15 protein-coding genes are annotated in these 16484 nt (G+C 71.5%); 5 read left to right on the forward strand and 10 right to left on the reverse strand.

The features are described 5' to 3' along the window. On the forward strand, positions 1–1202 hold a 1202-nt coding region (locus tag HF526_RS32090), incomplete at its 5' end, for a serine/threonine-protein kinase (protein WP_211178116.1). Positions 1203–1479: 277 nt separating this feature from the next. Here the strand turns inward: HF526_RS32090 and HF526_RS32095 are convergent. The 6 genes from HF526_RS32095 to mftD all read right to left on the reverse strand — a co-directional run bounded on the left by HF526_RS32095 (position 1480) and on the right by mftD (position 7583). Beyond that, the gene (locus HF526_RS32095; RefSeq protein ID WP_169385414.1) at positions 1480–1890 is read right to left on the reverse strand and encodes a PPOX class F420-dependent oxidoreductase; all 411 of its coding nucleotides are present in this window, start codon (positions 1888–1890) and stop codon (positions 1480–1482) included. A gap of 89 nt (positions 1891–1979) precedes the next feature. Beyond that, the gene (locus tag HF526_RS32100) at positions 1980–2213 is read right to left on the reverse strand and encodes a hypothetical protein (RefSeq protein ID WP_169385415.1); all 234 of its coding nucleotides are present in this window, start codon (positions 2211–2213) and stop codon (positions 1980–1982) included. Next, complete coding sequence (locus HF526_RS32105) at positions 2207–3349, reverse strand: inorganic phosphate transporter (RefSeq protein ID WP_338051899.1); 1143 nt, start codon at positions 3347–3349, stop codon at positions 2207–2209. The genes HF526_RS32100 and HF526_RS32105 overlap by 7 nt, the downstream gene beginning before the upstream one ends. 94 nt (positions 3350–3443) lie before the next feature. After that, a complete protein-coding gene (locus tag HF526_RS32110; RefSeq protein WP_169385416.1) occupies positions 3444–4811 on the reverse strand; it encodes an NRAMP family divalent metal transporter in 1368 nt (455 codons plus the stop codon). After that, complete coding sequence (locus HF526_RS37200) at positions 4808–6169, reverse strand: magnesium transporter (protein ID WP_169385417.1); 1362 nt, start codon at positions 6167–6169, stop codon at positions 4808–4810. The genes HF526_RS32110 and HF526_RS37200 overlap by 4 nt, the downstream gene beginning before the upstream one ends. A 211-nt stretch (positions 6170–6380) precedes the next feature. Further along, positions 6381–7583 (reverse strand): pre-mycofactocin synthase MftD, encoded by a 1203-nt coding sequence (gene mftD, locus HF526_RS32120; protein ID WP_169385418.1) that lies wholly within the window; start codon positions 7581–7583, stop codon positions 6381–6383. 396 nt (positions 7584–7979) lie between these two features. Here mftD and HF526_RS32125 point away from each other — a divergent pair, with 396 nt between their 5' ends. Continuing rightward, a complete protein-coding gene (locus tag HF526_RS32125) occupies positions 7980–9143 on the forward strand; it encodes a lysylphosphatidylglycerol synthase transmembrane domain-containing protein (RefSeq protein ID WP_169385419.1) in 1164 nt (387 codons plus the stop codon). A 140-nt stretch (positions 9144–9283) separates the two neighbouring features. On the opposite strand, the gene qcrB is transcribed toward HF526_RS32125, so the two are convergent. Next, positions 9284–10978, reverse strand: a complete 1695-nt coding sequence (gene qcrB / locus HF526_RS32130) for a cytochrome bc1 complex cytochrome b subunit (RefSeq protein WP_169385420.1) — start codon at positions 10976–10978, stop codon at positions 9284–9286. A 321-nt stretch (positions 10979–11299) separates the two neighbouring features. Here qcrB and HF526_RS32135 point away from each other — a divergent pair, with 321 nt between their 5' ends. After that, on the forward strand, positions 11300–12307 hold the full coding sequence (locus HF526_RS32135; RefSeq protein WP_169385421.1) for a DUF4185 domain-containing protein: 1008 nt from the start codon (positions 11300–11302) through the stop codon (positions 12305–12307). A gap of 37 nt (positions 12308–12344) precedes the next feature. Here HF526_RS32135 and HF526_RS32140 read toward each other — a convergent pair whose 3' ends face one another. Further along, on the reverse strand, positions 12345–12638 hold the full coding sequence (locus HF526_RS32140; RefSeq protein ID WP_169385422.1) for a hypothetical protein: 294 nt from the start codon (positions 12636–12638) through the stop codon (positions 12345–12347). 184 nt (positions 12639–12822) lie between these two features. Between HF526_RS32140 and HF526_RS32145 the strand changes: the two genes are divergently transcribed. Beyond that, complete coding sequence (locus HF526_RS32145; protein ID WP_169385423.1) at positions 12823–13056, forward strand: DUF397 domain-containing protein; 234 nt, start codon at positions 12823–12825, stop codon at positions 13054–13056. A gap of 77 nt (positions 13057–13133) precedes the next feature. Beyond that, the gene (locus HF526_RS32150; RefSeq protein WP_169385424.1) at positions 13134–14039 is read left to right on the forward strand and encodes a helix-turn-helix domain-containing protein; all 906 of its coding nucleotides are present in this window, start codon (positions 13134–13136) and stop codon (positions 14037–14039) included. Positions 14040–14057: 18 nt separating this feature from the next. Here the strand turns inward: HF526_RS32150 and HF526_RS32155 are convergent, their stop codons facing one another. Both HF526_RS32155 and HF526_RS32160 read right to left on the reverse strand, forming a co-directional pair. After that, positions 14058–14891: an SAM-dependent methyltransferase gene (locus tag HF526_RS32155; RefSeq protein ID WP_338051900.1), complete on the reverse strand. Its 834-nt coding sequence runs from the start codon at positions 14889–14891 to the stop codon at positions 14058–14060. A 119-nt stretch (positions 14892–15010) separates the two neighbouring features. Further along, a complete protein-coding gene (locus HF526_RS32160; RefSeq protein ID WP_169385425.1) occupies positions 15011–16237 on the reverse strand; it encodes an NAD(P)/FAD-dependent oxidoreductase in 1227 nt (408 codons plus the stop codon). Positions 16238–16484 lie beyond the last annotated feature (247 nt).

Here is a 16484-nt window from a genome sequence, read left to right on the forward strand (position 1 = left end):
CCCGGTCTCCCGGCGGGATGCACGCGCCCGACGATCCGGTGCTGGACGGGCGTTACCGGCTGACGGGGCTGCTCGGGACGGGTGGCATGGCCGACGTGCACCGGGCCGTCGACCTGCGGCTGAACCGCCCCGTGGCGGTGAAGATCTTCCGGCCCGGTACCGATCCCGCCGGCGAGCAGCGCTTCCACGACGAGGCGCAGACGCTCGCGAACCTGAACCACCCCGGGCTGATCCCGGTGCACGACTTCGGCATCGAACACCACCGCGCGTACCTCGTGATGGAGTTGGTCGAGGGACCGACGCTGCGCGCGCAACTCGACCGGGAGCGCCTGCCGCTGGGCGAGGTGGCGCGCATCGGCAGCGGCATCGCGAACGTGCTGGCCTACGTCCACACCCAGGGCGTCGTTCACCGCGACGTGAAGCCGTCGAACGTGCTGCTCGACCACGGTCGGCGGGTGCGCCTCGCCGACTTCGGGATCTCCCGGCTGGCGGGCGCAACCGGCCTCACCTCCGCCGACGTCGCCGTCGGCACGGCTCCCTACATGGCGCCCGAACAGGTGCGCGGCGAGCACGTGGGTCCCCCGGCCGACATCTATGCGCTCGGCCTGGTGCTGCTGGAAGCGATCACCGGCCACCGGGAGTACCCGGGGGAGAGTTGGGAGGCGGCGGCCGGACGGCTCTCGAGGCCACCCGCGGTGCCCGGCGACGTGCCGGGCCCGCTGCGGCGGGCGCTGCTCGCCATGACCGACCCCGACCCGGCGCGACGGCCGACCGCCCGGCAGGCCGCGCAGATGCTCGCCGCCGCTGCAACCGGTGACACCGGCGCAGACGCCGCCGACGAGGAGCCACCGGGCTCGACGACGAAACGCTACCTGGCGATCGCGCTCGGCCTGGTCGCGCTGCTCGCCGCGCTCGTCGTCGCGGCGCTGGTGGGTGGGAAGGACGCGTCGACGCAGGCGCAGCCGAGTGCCCCGGCCACCGCAGCCGCGGACCCCGGGACCAGGGGCGGCGGGGACAGCGGCCCCCGGTTCCCCGGCCCGCCGAGCTTCAGCCCCCCGCACTTCAGCCCACCGAGCTTCGGCGCCTCCGATCTGCCGCACGTTCCGAACCTGCCGAGCGTCCCCAAGGTGCCGGAGTCCGTGGGCCAGGACGCGCGCAGTCTCTGGCAGCAGTTCAGCGACTGGCTGTCCAGCGTGTTCTGACCGGCGCATGTTTCCCCGCCCGTTACCCCGACGTACCAACTGGTTACGCAGCGCAACCATTGACCGCGATGCGAGGACCGTTCACCGCAACAGGGGTAGCCCGGATGGGCGAGCACTCCTACCTTCGGGTCGTCCCCGGCGCTCCCCAACCGGGCAGCCCACCCCCCCAGGTGCTGCTCAGCCCGGGGGCAACGGTGGAGCGCCCCGGCGACCCCCTCACGACGGGGCGCTCCACCCCGCCCGCGGCGCCTGCGTGCGGGGCCGCCCTGGCGGGGCGTCATCCCGACCGGTCGGGTCCGGCCCGGGTCGGCTCGATGCGCAGCAGGACGCGTTGTTCCCGCCGCATCGCGTCGCGGTAGTCGTCCCAGTCCGGGTGCTCGCCGGATACGCGCCGGTAGTAGCCGACGAGCAGGTCCAGCGCCTCTGGCTGCTCGATCACCTCGGCTCGTCCCTCGACCTGGATCCACCGCCCGAAGAACTGGTCGGGCAGCACGCACAGCCAGACCCGTGGGTCCCGCCGCACGTTGCGCACCTTGTAGGCGGTCTCGCGGGTGCTGACCAGCAGGCGCCCGTCGTCGTCGACAGCGGCCAGCACGGGTGACATCTGCGGGGTGCCGTCCGTGCGCGCCGTGGCCAGGACGGCCCGTGGCTGTTCCCGCATCACCGCTCGCGCTTCGTCGAGATCCATTGATCCTCCCGGGCGTCGATGTCGTGCAGGACTGATCATGCCGCGTCGGTGCGCTTCCCGGCCCCTGCCGGAAGCGCCGGCCGCTGCGGTCACGTGGCGGTGACGATCATGTACAGCCCGTAGACGACCACCAGCGCGCAGGCGAGGAAACACAGCCCGGCTGCGAGCACGTGCAGCGCAGCGCGGTGGACGGCGCCGTCCGGTCCGGTGCGCTCCCCGGTCGCCAGGGCGGCGACGCCGAGGGAGAACAGCAGGATCAGCCCGACGCCCGCGCCGAACGACACCACGATCACCTGGGCGAGCGACGTCCAGTCGATCAGCATGCCCTCTCCTCGGCTCGGCCGCCGGTCGTCGGGATCTGGGGCGTGGGAACGTTGTTGACGTTGGCGGCCGTGACCGGCTGACGGCGGGCCAGCACATAGGTCGTGAGAGCCACCGCGACGGCGACGACGGCGACGATCACGATGCCGACGGCTCCCGCTGCGGCGACCCGTCCGGCGATGCTGCCGACGATCGCTGCGGCGGGCAGGGTGAACGCCCAGGCGAGGACCATCTGCCCGGCCAGACTCCAGCGGACCGCGGCCAGCCGGCGCGCGGATCCGACCCCGAAGACCGCTCCCGAGACGACCTGGGTGGTCGAGAGCGGGTAGCCGAAGTGGGTCGAGACCAGGATGACCACGGTGCTGCTGGTCTCGGCGGCGAACCCCTGCGTCGTCTCGATCCGGGTGATGCGGCGGCCGAGGGTGCGGATGATGCGCCAGCCGCCGACATAGGTACCCACGGCGATCGCCAGGCCCGCCATGAGGATGACCCAGACCGGCGGACCCGAGTTCGGCGGTAGCAGCCCGACGGTGATCAAGGTCAGCGTGACGACGCCCATCGTCTTCTGCGCGTCGTTGGTTCCGTGCGCCAGCGAGACCATCGAGGCCGAGACCACCTGGCCGGCCTTGTAGCCGCGGCTCACGATGGGTTGGTCGCCCCGGCTGGTGAGCCGGTAGGCCAGATACGTGCCGGTGAACGCCACCAGCCCGGCCACGAAGGGGGAGAGGATCGCGGGGATCAGCACCTTCGACAGCACGGTGCCGAAGTGCACGGCGTGGACGCCTGCCGCGGCCCAGGTGGCGCCGATCAGACCACCGAACAGGGCATGCGACGAGCTGGAGGGGAGGCCGAGCAGCCAGGTCACCAGGTTCCACAGCACCGCCCCGACCAGCCCCGCGAAGATCACGGTCGGGGTGATCTGGGCCTCGTCGACCAGGCCACCGGAGATGGTCTTGGCCACCGTGACCGACAGGAACGCTCCGACCAGGTTGAAGACGCCGGACACGGCGACGCCGACCCGCGGCGGAAGCGCGCCGGTGGCGATCGAGGTGGCCATTGCGTTGGCCGTGTCGTGGAAACCGTTGGTGAAGTCGAAGATCAACGCGGTGATGATCACGATGAGGACGATGGTGCTCACGGAGGAGGGCTCTCTGTGGTCGGGATTGCGCTCGGCCCTGCAGGGTTGGGAGCCGCCGAATCGATAAACGTGAACAAATGGTGATGGGAGGGGCTCAGCTCCAGCCGAGGAGGCCGAGCACGGTCTGGACGACCAGCAGCAGTGACATGGCCGTCACCGCGGCGACGGCGATGGTGGCCGTGATCCGGAACGCGCGCCCGTTGGCCGCGCCGCCGAGGACGCTGCGCCGGTTGGCCAGGATCAGGATGAAGATCAGGATGACCGGTGCGACGATGCCCTGCAGCACCTGGGTGTAGATCAGCAACTGGATCAGGTTGACCGGGGTGAGGGCGACGGTCGCACCGAGGATCACCTGGAACGTGAACAACCCGAGGAACAGCGGCGCCTCCCGGAAGCGCCGGGTCACCGAGCGCTCGACCCCGACGGCCTCGCTGATGGCATAGGCGGTGGACAGGGGGACGACCGCGCCGGCGAGTGCGCTGGCTCCGAGCAGCCCCACGGCGAAGAGGAGTTCCGCCCCGGGACCGGCGACCGGCCGCAGGGCCTCCGCGGCCTGCCGGGCGGAATCGAGTGGTCCCTGACCGCCGATGGTGGCCCCGGTGGCGATGATGATCATGATGGAGATGATGCAGGCGAACACGGCGCCGCTGATCGCGTCGAAGCGAGCGGCGCGGTGGTCCCTGGGGCCCGCGCCCCGGTCCACGACGGCCGCCGCGGCGTAGAGCTGCATGTACGGGCTCACGGTCGTGCCGATCAGTGCCACGCCGAGCAGCAGGAAGTCCTTGTCGGTGCTGACATGCGGGAGCGCCAGGTTCGAGGCGACCTGCGACCAGTCCGGGTGCGCGAGCACCGCCGCGACGGGATAGGCCAGAAAGGTCAGCGAGAACAGCAGGAAGATCCGCTCGGCGTAGCGGTAGGAGCCGAACACGACCAGCCCCCACAACAGCACCGCGAAGATCGGGATGACCACGTAGCGGCTGACCCCGATCAGCTCGAACGCCGCCCCGATACCGGCGAACTCCGCGACCACCAGGCCGGTGTTGGCGAGCAGGATGCAGAACAACGCCAGCGCGGTCATCCGCAGGCTGAACTGCTCGCGGATCAGGGCTGCGATGCCCTTGCCGGTATGCGTGCCCAGCCGGACCGCCATCTCCTGCACCAGGACCAGGACGATCGTCACCAGCACCATGAAGAACAACGTGCGGTAGACGTACTGGGAACCCGCGGAGGAGTAGGTCGCGATGCCCGCCGCGTCGTTGCCGGCGTTCGCCGCGATCAGTCCCGGGCCGGCGATCGCCAGATAGGCGAGGATCCGGTGGCGGCGCAAGCGGTCCCACAGCCGCCGGCCCGGTGCCTGCCGGGGCGCGGCGTCGGGCTCCACCCCCGGTCGGGTCCCTGCTGAATCGGGCGCGGTGGCGGTGCCCGGGGCGCCGCGACCCTGCCCCTGCTCGCCGTGGTTCATTGCAGCAACCTCGGAAAGTGCATCCGGTCGTCGCCGGAGATGAGCGCGTCGATGACGTCATCGGCGAGGATGCGGCCCAGCGGGTGGCAGTCGGGGTCGACCACCAGCAACGAGGACCGGCGCGCCTCCACGAGGGCCGCGGCGACCCGGCCGGCGTCGGCCTCCGGCTCGACCACCACCGGGTCGGTGTGCGTGCCGGCGTGCACCAGCTCACCGAGCCTCTCCTCGGCGGGTGTGACGAGCAGGTCGAACAGCCCGACGTCCGCCACGACACGGTGCTGCGCGTCGCAGACCACCACCGCGTCGATCTCGTTGCGGTGCTCGGCCAACCCCCCCAGGCGGGCCCGCACGGCACCGACCGTGTCGTCCTCACCGGCCGTCACCAGTACCGTCGTCATGAATCCACCGGCCTGCTTCTCCGGATAGCGCAGCAGCCCCCGCAGTCGTTCACGGGTCGGCGCCGGCATCCGCTTCAGCAGCTCGTCGCGCTCCTGCGGGCTCAGGTCGCGCAGCGCGTCCACCGCCTCGTCGGGCTCCATCGCGCCGATCAGTTCGGCCGCCCGATCCGGGGACGACTCCCGCAGCAGGCCCTCGAGTTCGTCGGGATCCATCTCCTCCAGGGCGTCCGCCGCCTGCTCGGGCTCCAGCGAGGCCAGGAGCTGCTGGCGGCCCGGGCGGCCGAGATCCTCCAGCAGATCGGCCAGCTCGCCGGGACGCAGCCGATGCAACGCCTCCTGGCTGCGGCGCAGACGCACCGTCGACGGGGCGTCGGCCGACTCCCCACCGAGCGGCGCCACCGCGTCCCAGTCGATGACCCGCTCTGGGGTCGGGCGGCCGCGCAACCGCTTGGGGCCCAGCCGCCGCAGCAGCGAGCGGACACCGACGTCCACCCCGACCAGGCGGATCCGGTCTCCCACCGGAGCCAGGTACAGGTCTGCGGCCCGGATCACCTGGACCCCGTCGACGTCCACCAGCTGGTGATCGAGCACGTCCCGCGCCAGCAGCACCTCGCCGGGACGCCGGACGAAGTCCCGCAGGTCCAGCCGGGCGGTCCGCAGCGTGACACCGTCGCGGCCGATGGCGGCGATGTCCGCGGCGCCGACGAAGACCCGCCGGCGTCCCACCCGGACCACGAGCCCGGTCACCGGCGGGTACTGCTCCTCGCCGTCGAGCCGGACGACCACGTCCGCCAGACGCCCGACCTCCTGGCCGGTCTGGTTCCGGACGACGCTGCCGAGCAACCCGACCAACGAGATGATCGCCGACCGGACCGCCCGGTTCGTGGTGGCCCGCCCCGAGCGAGGCCGGCTGTCGCCGCGCACCGCTGATGCGGTGAGCACGGACGGATGACTGCGCACGACGAGCTCCGGTGGGAAGGGACATCCGAGCCGGTATGACCAGGCAGGCTGTACCCACCCCACCGCGTGCCAACCGGGTGCGGGCGCCCCTGGTCCGCAAGGCCTATGAGATCTACGCCCCCCACAACGCCCTAACCCCCTTCCCGCCGCATCGGGGTGGCTTTGCTTGCACTGAACGCCGGCAAAGCCACCCCGATGGCGTGTGGCGGGGTCAGCTGGGGTGGGCGGCGCCGCCGGCGGGCTGCGGCGCGCGGGTGAAGTCGGGCGGGACGATCAGGTCGCCGGGCACGAGTTCGTGGATGGAGGCGCGCCCGAGCCCGAGCAGGGCCTCGTCGATCCCGCTGCGCAGGATGTCGAGGACGTTCTTGACCCCGGCTTCCCCGTTGGCGGCCATTCCCCACAGGTAGGCGCGGCCGATCATCACGGCTTTCGCGCCGAGGGCGACGGCCTTGACGACGTCGCTGCCTCGCCGGATCCCGCCGTCCTGCAGCACCTCGACCTGGTCCCCGACGGCGTCGACCACGGCGGGCAGCGCCCGGATCGAGGCCGGGGTGCCGTCGAGGTTGTTGCCGCCGTGGTTGGACACCGAGATGGCGGTGGCGCCGATGTCGGCCGCGCGGCGCGCGTCGTCGGGGTGCATGATCCCCTTGACCATGAACGGGCCGCCCCACTCCTGCCGCAGCCAGCGGATGTCCTCCCAGGTGGGCAGCGGTGTGCCCATCCACTCCCCGTAGGCGCCGAAGAAGGTGGGCGCCTCCTCCTCCGGGGCGGCCAGGTTCGGCGTGGTCAGGTCGGGAATCTGCCGGCGCCGGATCCAGTCGGCGAGGTACTGCGGCCGCAGCAGGGCCTCGGGGGCGAAGCGGAGCATCGCCTTCAGGTCGAGTCGCTCCGGGATGGGTGGGCTGCCCCAGTCGCGGCGGGTGGCGAAGGTCCAGTCCAGGGTGACGATCAGCGCCTTCGCGCCGGCCTTCTTCGCCCGCTCGGCGCGCTGCAGGATGCGATCCCGGTCGCCGACCCAGTACATCTGGAAGAAGGTCTGCGGGTTGGCCTCGGTGACGTCCTCGATGGGCTTGCTGGCGAACGAGCTCAGCCCGATCGCGGTGCCGGCCGCGGCGGCGGCGCGGGCCACGGCGACCTCCCCGTCGGGATCCACGGCCTGCACCCCGGTCGGGGAGATGATCACCGGGAAGGAGATGTCCTGCCCGAGCACCCGAGTGGACTGGTCACGGTGCTGCGGCAGGTCGGCGATGTGCGGGCGGAACCCCAGCTCGCTGAAGGCCTTGACGTTGTCGTCCAGGGTGAGGCCCTGTTCGGCCCCGGCGACCAGCGCCATGTACACCGACTTCGGCAGCCGCCGCTTCGCCCGACGCTGCGCCTCCGCGACCGTCTCGAACCACTCTCTACTGCTTGCCATGTCCACTCCTGTCCTCGGGCTGTGATGACACCCGTCCCAGGTCACATGCGGTAGCCCCGACTGCTCAAGGTGACGCTGCAGCTCCGCGATCCAGCCTTCCTCGACGATGCCCGGGTCGACGATCAGGGAAACGCGCCCGGCCCGGCGACGATCTCCGGGACGAACGCTCGTCACCGCGATCCGACCTGCTCAGCAGGGGGCTCATCATAGGCTCCGGGTCACCGAAGCGGGTCGATGACGCGACACTCCTGCTGGTCGGTAGCCGCAAGATCCGCGCCGGCCCGCCCGGGCGAGGGTGGTCCCGCCGCCGTCACCGGCGGGCTCGCCGACCGGAGCAGTGCCCGGTGACAGTCGGCGCACAGCAAATACACATAGTGGCGCAGGATGATCCGTTCCATGACCACGCAGGCGTACCGACCCCGGAACCTGCGCATGCCCGGGTACGACGCGATCGAGATGCCCGACGGCGCTCCCTCCGTCGATCCCGGGGCCGCCGGAGCGGCACGACGTCGGGCCCCGCGATGGCGGCGTGTCGCCGGGTGCCTGCTGGCGCTGCTGCTGGCGGTCGAGGTGGTCCTGGTCGCTCCCTCCCTGAACGCTGCGGTGCAGGCCCTGTCCCGGCCCAGCCTCGGCTGGCTGACCCTGGCCGTGCTCGCCGCCGCCGCGTCGATGAGCATGTTCGCCCGGGTGCGGCGCCGGCTACTGCGGGCCGCCGGGGTCCGGACGTCGTTGTCCGGTTCCGTGGCCGCGGTCTACGTGGCGAATGCGCTGCACGCGACGCTGCCCGGCGGCGCCGCTTTCTCCACCGCCTACAGCTACCGCTGGATGCGCAGCCGGGGTGCGAGCGGCCCGGTGGCCACCTGGAATCTCGTGGCCAGTGGCCTGGTGTCGACAGGCACGCTGGTCGTCGTCGGGCTGACCGGATCGCTGCTGGCGGGCGGCGGCCGGACGAGCGCGCTGCACCTGATCCTGGAGGTGGCCGGTTTCCTCGCCGCGGCGGTCGGTGCCCGGCAGCTCAGCCGGCGTCCCGAGTGGGTCCTGGCGGCGGCTCGATGGGGTCTGCAGCGGGTCAACCGGATCCTGCGCCGGCCGGCCGGAAGCGGAGCCGAAGCCCTCGACGACCTGGTGGCGCAATTGCGTTCGGTGCGGCCCACCGGGCAGGACTGGGCCTCGGCCGGGGCGTTCGCGCTGCTCAACTGGGCGTTCGACCTGGCCTGTCTCGCCGCCTGCGCGGCCGCGGTGGGCGTGCACGGCGTGACCCTTCCGCTGTTGCTGGTCGCCTACACCGCGGGCATGGCGACCTCGAGCCTGTCGCTCGTCCCGGGCGGGATCGGTCTGGTCGACGCGGCCCTCGTGCTCACCCTCGTCGCCGGCGGCATCCCCGCGGCCTCGGCCCTGCCCGCGGTCGTCCTCTATCGGTTGGTCAGCTTCGTCGGCGTCGTGGCCATCGGATGGGTCCTCTACGCGGTGCTGCGGTTCACCGCGGGCGCGGACGTGAACGACGTCGCGGCCGCTGCCACCACACCGCGTCCGGCGGCCTACCACCCCTCGTCGGGGTGAGGGTGTCGACGAGAGCCTGCGCGGTGAAGCTGGGCTACGTCGACCGTTGCCACGTGCACGGGCCGGATGGCCGCGTTCGACCGCACACGGCCGGCGGAGACCCTGCAGCCCCGTGAGCGGCGGCCGGATCAGCGGGGAGGTCAGTCCGTGCCGCTCGTGGGCCGTCCCGACGGCTCGCGGACCGCATGCTCGGTGGTGGGAGCAGCGCCGATCTCCTCCGGGTGGGCGGTCTCGGCCTCGGCCTGCTCGGCCCGGGCCCGTTCCAGGGCGAGGGTCTGATCGACCGGGTCCGGCCGGAGCAGGGAACCGGGCACCGGAGCCCCGCCCATGCCGAGCTGGTTGAGCTTCTTGGGCACCGGGGTGCCCTGGTAGCCCAGCGGGATGGCGTGGCCGTGTTCGTCCACCCCGGCGAGCGGCTGGTGCACCTCGATGAACTCGCCGTGCGGCAGGCGCTTGATGATCCCGGTCTCGATGCCGTGCTCGAGCACCTCCCGGTCGGCCCGCTGCAGGCCGATGCAGATCCGGTAGGTGACCCAGTAGGCGATCGGCGGGACGATCAGGACGCCGATCCGACCGGCCCAGGTGGTGGCGTTGAGCGAGACGTGGAAGAAGTAGGCGATCCAGTCGTTGATGCCGCTGAGCACCAGCACCAGGTAGAACGAGAGCCCCATGATGCCCAGCCCCGTCCGGACGGGGGCGTCCCGGGGCCGCTGCAGCAGATTGTGCAACGCGTCGTCCTTCGTGAACCTGCGTTCGATCGCCGGATAGGCGGCCGCGAGCACGTAGAGCACCGGGAGGAACGCCGGGCTGGCCCAGAAGGCCGGCGGGATCGTGTAATGGCCGAACAGGTAGATCTCCCACGGCGGGAAGATCCGGAGCATGCCCTCGGTGAACAGCACGTACCAGTCCGGCTGCGAGCCGGCCGAGATCTGGGCGGGAGCGTAGGGGCCGAAGTTCCAGATGGGATTGATCTGGATCAGCCCGCCCATCATCGCCAGGACGCCGGTCGTGAGCGCGAAGAACGCGCCGCCCTTGGCCGCGAAGGCGGGCAGGATGCGCACGCCGACGACGTTGCCCTCGGTCCGGTTCAGGCCGGGGAACTGGGTGTGCTTCTGATACCAGACGAGCCCGAGGTGGATCGCGATCAGCGCCAGCAGGATCCCCGGGATCAGCAGGACGTGCACGATGTAGAGCCGCGGGATGATCTCGGTCCCGGGGAACTCCCCGCCGAACAGGGCCCAGTGGATCCAGGTGCCGATGATCGGGATCGACAGGATGAAGCCGGACGCGATCCGCAATCCGGTTCCCGAGAGCAGGTCGTCGGGCAGCGAGTAGCCGGTGAAACCCTCGATGAAACCGAGGAACAGCAGCACGATGCCGATCAGCCAGTTGGTCTCGCGGGGCTTGCGGAAGGCGCCGGTGAAGAAGATGCGGCACATGTGCACGACCATCGCGGCGACGAACAGCAGGGCCGCCCAGTGGTGCACCTGGCGGACGAACAGCCCGCCGCGGACCTCGAGGGAGATCTGGACGGCGCTCTCGTAGGCCCGCGACATGTGGACTCCGCGCAGGTTGTCGAACACGCCGTTGTAGGTGACGTCGGTCATCGACGGGTCGAAGAACAGCGCCAGGTAGGTGCCCGAGAGCAGCAGCACGATGAAGCTGTAGAGCGCGATCTCCCCGAGCATGAACGACCAGTGCGTCGGGAACACCTTGTTGAACTGCCGGCGCAGCCCCGCCGCCGGGTGGAAACGCTGATCGATCTCGTCGAAGGCCCGCTCCAGCCTGGGCGGCATGCCGCCGCTCGAGGGGACCGGGGTCGTGATCGAACTCATCGTTTCCGCCTCCCGCATCGCCGGACGGCCCGCGGGTCCACTGTCATCACGTCCTGGACCCGCGCGCTTCTCATGAGCCGGCGGGGCGGCGATCACCGGCGGTTCCCCGCGGCAGAGATTGCCCACTAATGGTTGCTTATCTGCATATGCTGCACAACGCCTGACCGTCGGTCATCCGTTTCGTCCCCCTGGTGGGAATATCGCCTTTCCGGCCCGGAACTCGCGCGAATGATCCCTGCCGGTTCCTGGGGACGCCTGCGGGCGAACCGCCCCGCCGCGTCGGCTGGACACCTCGCCACCTGTCGACGAGGGTGCGGGGGCGTGACCGCAGCGACGAAGATCAAGGATCTGACGGGACCGGGTCGCACCGACCGCTTCGGTGTCGGCGGGACCGATCTCGGGACGACGGCCGTGGCCCCGGACGGCCGGCTCGTCTCGGTGTTCGGCGACACCTTCGAGGAGGCGCGCGTCGGCGGCCCGGGATGGCGTTCGCCGGTGGTGCTGTTCGGCGATCCCGCGACCACCGCGACCGGCATCGAGTGGACGGGCTCCGCCGGGCCGGGCACCTACGCCCACCAGGTGCTCGATTACCACCACGGGTCGGTCCTCGGCGGGCGCCGGGTCAGCACCGTGCTGCCGACCGACCTGATCACCGTCGGCGGCGAGATGTACCTGCACGTCATGGTGTGCGAAGGCCTCGGCAACGTGCACTGGACCGAGGTGTTGCGATCGGCCGACAACGGCGAGAGCTGGGAGCGCACCGGTGTCGCCTGGCCCGGCGATCACCACGACGGACTGTTCCAGATGCTCACCTGGGCCCGTGGGGACGACGGCCACGTCTACGCCTTCTCCACCGGTTTCCAACGCGACAAGGGGCTGGTCCTGCAGCGGGTCCCGGAGGACCGGCTCACCGACCCGGCGGCGTGGGAGAGCTGGGGATTCCGCGACGGCCACTGGGCGTGGGGAAACCCGCCGACCGTTGCGCTGACCGGCGCCTACGGCGAGTTGTGCCTGCGCCGCGTGGCGAACCGGTGGGTACTCGCACTCTTCGACGCCGGCGGCTACCGCATCGACGTCCTGAGCCTCGACGCGCCGACGTCGGACCTGTACCGGTCGGCGCGCGCCACAGTGCTGCACGGCACCTCGTGGGAGGACGAGGACCACGCCCGGGGCCGGGTGGCGCAGCTCTACGGCGGCTACATCGTGCCCGGCTCCACGCTCGACGACCTGCACCTCGTCGTCAGTCAGTGGAACACCGCCACGAACTGGCCGTACCGCGCGATGCAGTTCCGGGCCGACGTCTCCCGGCTCGCCGCGCACGCCGCCTAGGGGCCGGTCGTCCGCACCGGACACGGGGCGAGCCGGGTCAGGGCAGCAGCCGCCGCAGCGGCCTGCTCCGCCGCCGGCGCGGGTGCCGGGACCGCAGCGCCGCGGCGCATTCGTCGCAGGGTTGCCCGTCGGGCTCGACCATCGGCGCCGGGACGATCACCTGGCCGCACACCGCCCGGTAGCGCCCGGTCGCCACAGCGGCGCCCGCCGCGAGCTCGGTGTCGGGAACCTGGTGTGCCAGCGCGTCGAGCACGCAGGTCACGGAGACCGTGCTGACCTCGCTGCGTCCTCCTGGTCCCCGGTCTACTCGGCTGCGGTCCACCAGGCTCACGTGCCATCTCCGGATTCGTGCGCGGCGGCTGCTTGGTCGTTGATCGGTCGGATCAGGTTATCCTCCCCGCCGTAGTTTGCATCTGCAAGGCCATCTGCAAGTACATCTGCACGCAACGGCGCGGGCCGATGCTTCCGGTGGTGCAGGGCGACATCGGATTCACGGAGCAGTCGGAGGCGTTCGGATGGACCACCGCAACGGTGTCCTGGCCGGTGGGTTGGGGCCCGTGACCTGGCGTAAGAGTCAGGTCAGCAACCCCAGTGGGGACTGTGTCGAGCTCGCCGAGCTCGGCGGCGGCGAGATCGCGATGCGGAACTCGCGCGACCCCCAGGGCCCGGCGCTCATCTACACGCGCGCGGAGATGTCCGCCTTCCTGCGCGGTGCCCGGTTTGGCGAGTTCGACGATCTGATCAGCTGAAACCCGGCCGCGCACGGGGGCTGCGCAGCGCGCCGGGTCCACTATCCTCCGTGACGGTCGTCGACGCGGGAGTCCTCATGAGAGAAAGCGGGCTGGGCCCGAGTTCGCCGCTGGGCCCGGCGGACGCCGGTCACCAGAGCGGCCCGACGGTCCTGCGCATGGTGCTGGGCACCCAGCTGCGCCGGCTGCGCGAGGAGCAGGGCATCACCCGGGAGGCCGCGGGTGACCACATCCGTGCCTCGCACGCCAAGATCAGCCGCCTCGAGCTGGGGCGGGTCGGGTTCAAGGAACGCGACATCGCCGACCTGCTCACCCTCTACGGTGTCACCGACGAGCGGGAACGCGAGGAGTTCCTCGGGCTCGTGCGGCGGGCCAACGCGCCCGGCTGGTGGCACCAGTACGGCGACCTGCTGCCCAGCTGGTTCGAGATGTACCTCCGCCTGGAACAGGCGGCCTCGATCATCCGGACCTACCAGGTGCAGTTCGTGCCCGGCCTGCTGCAGTCCGAGGACTACGCCCGCTCGGTCATCGTGGTCGGGCATCAAGGCGAGTCCGTCGATGAGATCGACCGCCGGGTCAACCTGCGGATGACCCGGCAGAAGCTGCTCGGTGAGCCCGGGGCGCCCAAGTTCTGGGCCGTCATCGACGAGGCCGCGCTGCGCCGCCCGTTCGGCCCGCCACGGGTGATGCGCGGGCAGATCGACCACCTGCTCGAGCTGACCGAGCTGCCCAACGTCACCGTGCAGGTACTGCCGTTCCGATTCGGCGGGCACGCCGCCGCGGGCGGCCCGTTCACCATCCTGCGGTTCGCCGAGCCGGATCTGCCCGACATCGTCTACCTCGAGCAGCTCACCAGCGCGGTCTACCTGGACAAGCGCAGCGACGTCGAGAACTACCTCGCGGTGATGGAGCGGGTGTGCGTCCAGGCCGAGACCCCGGCCCGTAGCGCCGAACTGCTGTACCGCATCCGGCACGAGATCTGACCGGAGCGGTCCGGCCGGTCAGGCCACCCGGCGCCCGATCCCGCCGGCGTAGAGCGTGTGCACCGGGCTGTCGGCCAGGGTGAGCTCGTCCGGGCGCCAGTCGTTGGCGTAGACCAGGCCGGGCTCGACCATCTCCAGGCCGTCGAAGAACCGCCGCAGCTCCGCCCAGGTCCGGAACCGGCCGGTGCCCAGGCCTCCCTCGAGGAATCCCCGCTCGAGCGCCTTGGCGCGCGGCTCGTCGTCGTCCAGGAAGTTCGTGATCATCATGTAGCCACCGACGGGCAGCCGGCGCTTGAGCGCGTCGGCCACGGCCCACGGGTCCTGCTCGTCGGGCAGGTGGTGCAGGATGCCCGAGGCCAAGATCGCGAACGGCCGGCTCTCGTCGATGAGCTGGCGGGTCGCCGGATCGTCGAAGATCGACGATGGGTCGCGCATGTCGGCGGTGATCACGGTCGTGGTGTCGTTCTCGCCGAGCAGCGCGCGGCCGTGCGCGAGCACCACCGGGTCGTTGTCGACGTAGACCACGCGCACCGACGGGTCGATGGCCTGCGCGACCTCGTGGACGTTGCCCTCGGTCGGCAGACCCGAGCCGACGTCGACGATCTGGCGGATGCCGGCCTCGCCCACCAGATGGCGCACCATGCGCCGCAGCAGGTTGCGGTTGTCCTTGGCGAGCAGCCGGCTCTCCGGAAGGGCGTTGAAGACGCTGTTGCCCGCACGGCGGTCCGCCTCGAAGTGCTGCTTGCCGCCGAGCACGTAGTCGTAGACGCGCGCGATCGAGGGCCTGCTCAGATCGACCTCGGGCGGCGCCCCGGGTTCGAGATCCTGGGGCCGGGCCGACGGGTCGTTCACCGCTCCACCTCTCGTCCGCGCTGCGCGACGGCGACGATCTTGCCACCGCGCGTGTGGCGAGGCCAACCCGGACCGGGCTCGGCCGGCCGTGGGCATCGCACGGTCGGGCCGATCGGTCGTCACAGCTCGGCGAGCGGCACCCGAGGATCACCGAGCCGGGACGGGTCGAGCACCTCGCCGGAGCGGATCAGCCGTTGGATGTCGTCGGTGACGCCCCAGATGTTGACGTTCATCCCAGCCCGCACGCGCCCGTCGGACAGCCAGAACGCCAGGAACTCGCGGCCGCGCACGTCGCCGCGGAACACGACCTGATCGTAGGAGCCGGGCGGGGCGTGACCGGTGTACTCCATGCCGAGGTCGTACTGATCGGAGAAGAAGTACGGCAGCCGATCGTAGGAGACCTCCTGGCCGAGCATCGAGCGGGCCGCGGCCGGGCCCCCGTTGAGTGCATTGGCCCAGTGCTCGACGCGGATCCGGACGCCGAGCAGAGGGTGCGTCGCGTTGGCGACGTCCCCGGCGGCGTATACGTCCGGGTCGGAGGTGCGCAGCGCGGCATCGACCAGTACGCCGTCGTCCACCTCCAGCCCCGCCTGCTCGGCCAGTTCGGTGACCGGGATGACGCCGATGCCGATGACGACCACCCCGCAGTCGAGGGCGTCGCCGTTGTCGAAGACCACACCGGCCACATGGCCGTCCGCCGCCGCGATCGTCTCCACGCCACGGCCGACGTGCAGTCGCACACCGTGCTCGGTGTGCAGGTCGGCGAACACCGGCGCGACCTCGGGGCCGAGCACCCGTTCCAGTGGCGGATCCAGGGTCACCAGCGCCACCTCCGCGCCGTGCCGGCGGGCCGCGGCGGCCACCTCGAGGCCGATCCAGCCACCGCCGATGACGACGACGCGGGCCCCCTCGACCAGGACGGCGCGCAGTGCGTCGGCGTCCTCGATGCGCCGCAGGTAGTACACGCCGGGCAACCCGGCGCCGGGCACGTCCAGCCGCCGCACCCGGGCCCCGGTCACGAGCAGCAGCTTGCGGTAGTCCAGCCGCTGCCCGCCGGGGAGCTCCACCTCGTGCTCCCCGGGACGCAGCGCGGTCACCGGTGTCCCGGTCTGCAGGTCGATGCGCTGCTCGGCATACCACTTCCGCGGGTGGACGAAGGCCTTGTCCCGCTCCTCGGTCCCCAGCAGGTAGCCCTTCGACAGCGGGGGCCGCTCGTAGGGTCGTTCCAGCTCGTCGCCGATCAGCGCGATCGCGCCGGTGAAGCCTTCGGCGCGGAGGGTCTCCGCGGCCTTCGCGCCGGCCAGGCCGCCGCCGATGATCACGAACCTCGAGTCGTCGTCGGGCATCGCGCGGACTCCTCTCCTCCGGTGGATCCGGTCGGATGCCGGCCCCGGCGGCCTGCTGCCATCCTCCCCGCTTCCGCCGATCGCCGTGTGGATGCGCCCCGGGTGAGGTCGCTGCCACGGCTCGACCGGCGCACGCCGCCTGCGGTGGTGTCGGTCCACGGCCGACCGGGTAGGCGGCCGGTGCCACAGTCGAACGCCCGCAGAGCCGGGAAGGAGGCACCATCGACTCCCGCCACGGTCCCGCCCG

The sequence above is a fragment of the Pseudonocardia acidicola genome, assembly GCF_012911935.1.
Lineage (GTDB): Bacteria > Actinomycetota > Actinomycetes > Mycobacteriales > Pseudonocardiaceae > Pseudonocardia > Pseudonocardia acidicola.

Bases quoted from the DNA above. Each gene is read 5' to 3' on its own strand.
- HF526_RS32110 (WP_169385416.1), bottom strand. From the start codon at position 4,811: ATGAACCACGGCGAGCAGGGGCAGGGTCGCGGCGCCCCGGGCACCGCC.
- HF526_RS32145 (WP_169385423.1), top strand. From the start codon at position 12,823: ATGGACCACCGCAACGGTGTCCTGGCCGGTGGGTTGGGGCCCGTGACC.
- HF526_RS32100 (WP_169385415.1), bottom strand. From the start codon at position 2,213: ATGCTGATCGACTGGACGTCGCTCGCCCAGGTGATCGTGGTGTCGTTC.
- HF526_RS32095 (WP_169385414.1), bottom strand. From the start codon at position 1,890: ATGGATCTCGACGAAGCGCGAGCGGTGATGCGGGAACAGCCACGGGCC.
- HF526_RS32150 (WP_169385424.1), top strand. From the start codon at position 13,134: ATGAGAGAAAGCGGGCTGGGCCCGAGTTCGCCGCTGGGCCCGGCGGAC.
- mftD (WP_169385418.1), bottom strand. From the start codon at position 7,583: ATGGCAAGCAGTAGAGAGTGGTTCGAGACGGTCGCGGAGGCGCAGCGT.
- HF526_RS32125 (WP_169385419.1), top strand. From the start codon at position 7,980: ATGACCACGCAGGCGTACCGACCCCGGAACCTGCGCATGCCCGGGTAC.
- qcrB (WP_169385420.1), bottom strand. From the start codon at position 10,978: ATGAGTTCGATCACGACCCCGGTCCCCTCGAGCGGCGGCATGCCGCCC.
- HF526_RS32160 (WP_169385425.1), bottom strand. From the start codon at position 16,237: ATGCCCGACGACGACTCGAGGTTCGTGATCATCGGCGGCGGCCTGGCC.